The organism is Microcystis sp. M53598_WE2 (assembly GCF_030067735.1).
Lineage (GTDB): Bacteria > Cyanobacteriota > Cyanobacteriia > Cyanobacteriales > Microcystaceae > Microcystis > Microcystis aeruginosa.
In genome coordinates this window covers 1-4,885 of record NZ_JASJFE010000285.1, presented here as the reverse complement: position 1 = coordinate 4,885, position 4,885 = coordinate 1, and the positions used below count along the sequence as shown (strand labels likewise).

The 4,885-nt window shown below is 41.1% G+C and carries 4 protein-coding genes; all 4 read right to left on the bottom strand.

What is annotated here, in order from left to right:
• Positions 1-144 precede the first annotated feature (144 nt).
• The 4 genes from PX636_RS06160 to PX636_RS06145 all read right to left on the bottom strand — a co-directional run bounded on the left by PX636_RS06160 (position 145) and on the right by PX636_RS06145 (position 4,417).
• Positions 145-1,167, bottom strand: a complete 1,023-nt coding sequence (locus tag PX636_RS06160; protein ID WP_002795432.1) for a CobW family GTP-binding protein — start codon at positions 1,165-1,167, stop codon at positions 145-147.
• On the bottom strand, positions 1,167-2,432 hold the full coding sequence (locus PX636_RS06155; RefSeq protein WP_106909106.1) for a metal-dependent hydrolase family protein: 1,266 nt from the start codon (positions 2,430-2,432) through the stop codon (positions 1,167-1,169). Before PX636_RS06155 ends, PX636_RS06160 begins: the two co-directional genes overlap by 1 nt.
• Before the next feature lie 130 nt (positions 2,433-2,562).
• Positions 2,563-3,021, bottom strand: a complete 459-nt coding sequence (locus PX636_RS06150; RefSeq protein WP_002799153.1) for a hypothetical protein — start codon at positions 3,019-3,021, stop codon at positions 2,563-2,565.
• A gap of 124 nt (positions 3,022-3,145) precedes the next feature.
• Positions 3,146-4,417: a hypothetical protein gene (locus tag PX636_RS06145; protein WP_288116506.1), complete on the bottom strand. Its 1,272-nt coding sequence runs from the start codon at positions 4,415-4,417 to the stop codon at positions 3,146-3,148.
• Positions 4,418-4,885: the final 468 nt, after the last annotated feature.

The following is a 4,885-nucleotide window of genomic DNA, read 5'->3' as shown; positions in this document are numbered from 1 at the left end:
GTCAATCCGTTGCCGGATTTTCTCTATGATAGGGCGGGTTTTCTAGATTACTAAAATTCTAACATAAAGTCCCCCTAGAAGGAGGAGGTTTTAAACCCAGTTTTTTGATAAAACGTTTCACCCTGGATAATTGTGATATATTTGTTACATTTCGTTACTTAAAATAAAATTATCTTTGGTTTGAGTTTTTGAATTTACCTCAAAATCCTCTACTCTTAAACAGCTATCTAATTGCTGCTGTAATATTTTTGTATTCATTGCCTCCGTGCTAATTAATACCAATTGGGTAAAGGGTGGATTATTACCCCATTCTTCGCCTATTTCTAAGGTAATTCTCGGCCCCACTTGTTGCAAAATTACTCCTCTATTGGGATGTTCAACAGTAGATAAAATACCCTTGGCTCGCCATACAGTTACGGGTAATTTCCCTAATATTTTTCCCAGGGTTAATAACTGAAAAGGGCGAACACTTTCATAACTCCAAGTATGAAAGTTATCAGAGTGATTAGATTTTAATTGACTAGATACAGAACGAACGGGAAATGAGTCCCTAAATCCTAATAATAAATCTAGGGAAACATCCCCATAACTCCCTTTTAACAAACGCACCCAAGGTGCTATTTTTTGGATAATTTGACTAGCATTAATTTGTGCTTTTTCATCAATCAAATCAATTTTATTGAGAACCACAATATCAGCAGCCGAAATTTGATCAATTAGCAAATCTTGATAGTTAATTTTTCCAGATGGTTCACAAATTTGGGGTAGATAGGTCGCATCAACTAGGGTAATAATGCTTTCCAAGCGAATTATTCTACTTAAAACTGGACGCTTTAGGGTTTGTAACAGGGTATAAGGGTTAGCAATTCCACTGGCTTCAATTAAGATCTGATCTGGACGGAGAGATAGGATTTTGGGAAGGGAATTAACCAGATTATTTTGTAAACTACAACAAACACAACCTCCCTCAAGAGTGATTAGATCATCGTCTCTATTTTTAATTAACATCTGATCAATATTAAGACTACCAAAATCATTGACCAGTATGCCGAAACGGCGATCACTTTTACCCTTAAGAATGGAGTTAAGTAAAGTAGTTTTACCCGCGCCTAAAAAACCCGTCAGCAGTGTTACTGGTGTCTTCCAGAGATTTGATGACAAAACCATTATACTTGTCCTCCCGATGGTTGTTTATAGATGACTCCCCGTTTCATCACAAAATCAACTTTACCAGTAACATTAATATCCTCAAAAGGATTACCCGGCATAGCGATAATATCAGCAAATTTCCCCACCGCTAACGCACCAATATTCGGCTGCATTAATAATTCAGCCGCTACAGTAGTTGCTGCTTTTAAAGCGCGTAAAGGAGTAATACCATTTTGAACCATCGCTGGAAACTCTTTCCAGTTATCTATATGAGGAAAAGTTCCCGCATCAGTACCAAAAGCAATCTTAACGTTACTTTTAGCTAAATTATCAGCACAAGCAATCAGTTGAGAGGCATATTTTTGATATTTAGCGTGTTGCCAAGGAGAACGATTTTGCCAATATTCAGGATTATTGGCATTGCGAGCTTTTTCTAAAACAGTGTATTGAGTTGGTACCAGATAAACTCCCTTCTGCTCCATCAATTGCAAAGTCTCGGAACTGGCAAGATTACCATGTTCAATGGAACGTACCCCCGCATTAACAGCACGTTGAACCCCTTCCCCTCCATAAGCGTGAGGACAAGCAGAAATACCGAAATCTTTGGCGGTACTAACCAGAATATTCATCTCCTCTTGGGAATAGGTGGTTTGACTCGGATCATCCGTAGGAGAGCTAAAACCCCCTGTAGCACAGAATTTAATCCAATCTGCTCCTGAGCGAATTTCTTCCCGTACTATGCGGATAATTTCTGCTGTTCCGTCTGCTACTTCAAATTTTTCTGGTCTGAACTGAAAAGCAACTAAAGAGGTAAAATCACCATGTCCTCCTTGGGCTGAAATCAGGTGAGGTGCTACCAATAGATCTGGTCCAATAATCCAGCCCTTGGCGATCGCTTTTTTGAGATCGACGGTAATAAATTCTGGATCGGGACAGCCCACTTCCCTTACAGTAGTAAAACCGTTCATTAACAGTATTTTCAGGGGATTTAAGCTATAAAGGGTCATTAATGGCACTGTCACCATATAAGGATTTTCTGGAATTGTAGGATCCCCTTCACAGAAGGTAATATGAACATGACAATCAATGAAACCAGGGGTAACGGTGTGTCCTTTTAGTTCAATAATTTGAGCGTTGCTGTGATCAACTGTTGTAGCGATCGCAGTGATATTCCCATTTTCGACGCGAATTTCCGTGGCACCAAGGGGATTATCAGCCAAACCATCCCAATATTGATCGGTTACGATTACATAATTTGGGCTAGTGGAATTAGTACCAGTCATCGTTGTTTCTCCTGTTGTTAATTTTTTCAGCGTTTTTATTAGTCTTGAGCTAGGCGATCGCTTAATATCTCGACTTCCACTGGATGAATAAGCCAATTCAAGTTGATAGTTAGCGAATCCGCTTTAATGGTTAGTCTTGATAGACATTCATAGTATGTAGCCAAATGGTATCCGTATCCGCGTTTTCTTGTGTACTCCCTAACAAAATTTCAAAATAGGAACGACTATCATAGACATGACGAAGGATGTTACAACGTTCGCTGTCTTCAATCACTTCAAAATCCGCCGCTTTATTCGGTATTAAAGTAATCGACTGCATCCCATTATCAGCGGCAAAGCAGAGATGAATATCTAAAGGACTTCCCAACCAAGAGGGATCATCAAAACCAAAGACAGAAAATAATCTAGCATTGGCAACCACTAGAGGTATATTGTAGGGTTTAAACTCAAAAGGAATAGCTCCCATATCGGCTTCACCCCGTCTGTCTCCGACAAAATCGCAGGGAAAGTTATTAAAATTCCATAAAAAAGATCCATCCTCATCTTTGACGGTGATGGTATAGCTTTCTTTGCATCGGTATAAAACCATAAATTGATGACCTCCTTGAATATTTGATTAAGTTTTGTTGATTCAAGAGATTGTTAGGTTGGTTGAGGAAAGTTTGTTTTTTTTTTCTCACACCAACCAACTGGTACTATAGCGTCCTATTCGCTTAATAACCCGTTTGGGCATCGATTGCCCCAGCATCAATACCTGCAACTGCCCAACCGACAGCAACGGGATCCTCTGTCACCACGCCAAAAACCAACGCGGCGGCGGAAACAAGATCACTGATCCAGGTATGCCCAACACCGCTAGTCACCTTATTTGGTACTAACATTCCATTCTCAGGAATAGTTGATTCTGGATTATAAGCTGCCAAGGTACTTAGGAAAACACCACATGAACCAGTTGCACACATATAAGTCAGATTGGCATCGGCAATGATGCCCCAGGGGCTCCCTGAGATGGTTGCATCCTGTTGGGCGGCATTGCCCACCGTGTTAGTGCTGGCATCGCAAACATAGATACTGCCCATAGAGGAATTAGAGGGGTTGGACGGAGCCGTGGCAATAAAGATTGCTCCCTCTGGATAATTTCCCGGATCTGCATTACCGGCGTTGGGTGAATAGGCCAAAGATAAAATGACCTGTCCACTGGGTACTGTCCAAATAGGACTTAACGAGGCATTGAACCCACTATAGGGCTGATAGTGTAAACCGCCAGCCGGGGTTGCCCAGTAAATGCCTTTTGGTCCCTTACAAACGTCAGTTGCATTACATCCACCGTCATACCCGTAAAGGGTAGGAGTTGAAGATGGGTTTTTGGCATTGAAAATAACCCCCGTGGCCGCACACCCGCCGAGTAACAGACAATCGTAATTAGTTAGCGTGTTCGCAGGGAAAAAGGTCAGAGATACGGACGCTCCATCCGTCTGGCTATAAGATGTGTTTGAACCCACATAAGACAAGCTCGGCACGCCGTTAGACCAAGTGACTGAATACCAGTAGAGGTTGCCATTAGACGCTGCCACGTAAAGAAGGCTTTCGGGGAAATAATAGAAAAGTCCGGCAATTGGCGCATCGGGTTGTTTTTCCGAAGCGATCTGAGTCGTGACATTACTACTTGTGAAGTGGCTGCCTCCAGTAGCGGGATTAATGCTATTAAGCCAAATATTCTCGTCTTCAGATCCGTAAACAAAATAGTAAGGTGGTGAATAGTCAGTGTTGCTGTAATCAAGCAGAAACTCAATAGCAGTGGTACTGGCACCATTATTATCAAGATTACTCACCCCCCCTAAAGTATAACTTGGTGGGGTTGGATTCGGTGAAAATTGCCCAACCGAGATCCCACTTTGGTAAGCAGCGACGACAAAAGTATAGTTCTTATATTCACCAGCAGGAATAGTGATTGCCGAAATACATTGAGTGTAGGGAAAAGACATGATTATCTCCTTTTGAGTTGAAATTAAAGGGAATTACTTAAGAGGTCAGAAGTAAATAATTTAGGTTCTTCGTTACTTGGTATGGTTCGATCAGGGGGCATAAATAGGCTAAATCCTTATCTGGCAAGAGACTTAATTGATTAGCTCGTTCTAGATTGAAAACAATTGGCAAAAATCGAAGCAATGTCTTTCTATATAAGGGTTTCATCCCTTATAACTCCCGTCCATTGCATAACACAAACCGAAGAACCATAATTTAATTATTTTCCCTTTCTGTTCCTCCCCATTTACAGTCGTGCCGATTCCCACTGCCGACTGTTTAGCGATAGAATAATTAGCTTAACTTAGTGGCAATATCATCTAAATCTTGCTCTGTTAGCGTGAGAGCATTAGCCACATTTTCCGTCAGCGGCCAGTCAATTTCCAGAAGATTGAAATAAGCTTGAATGTGCTGAAAATAGGCTTCTT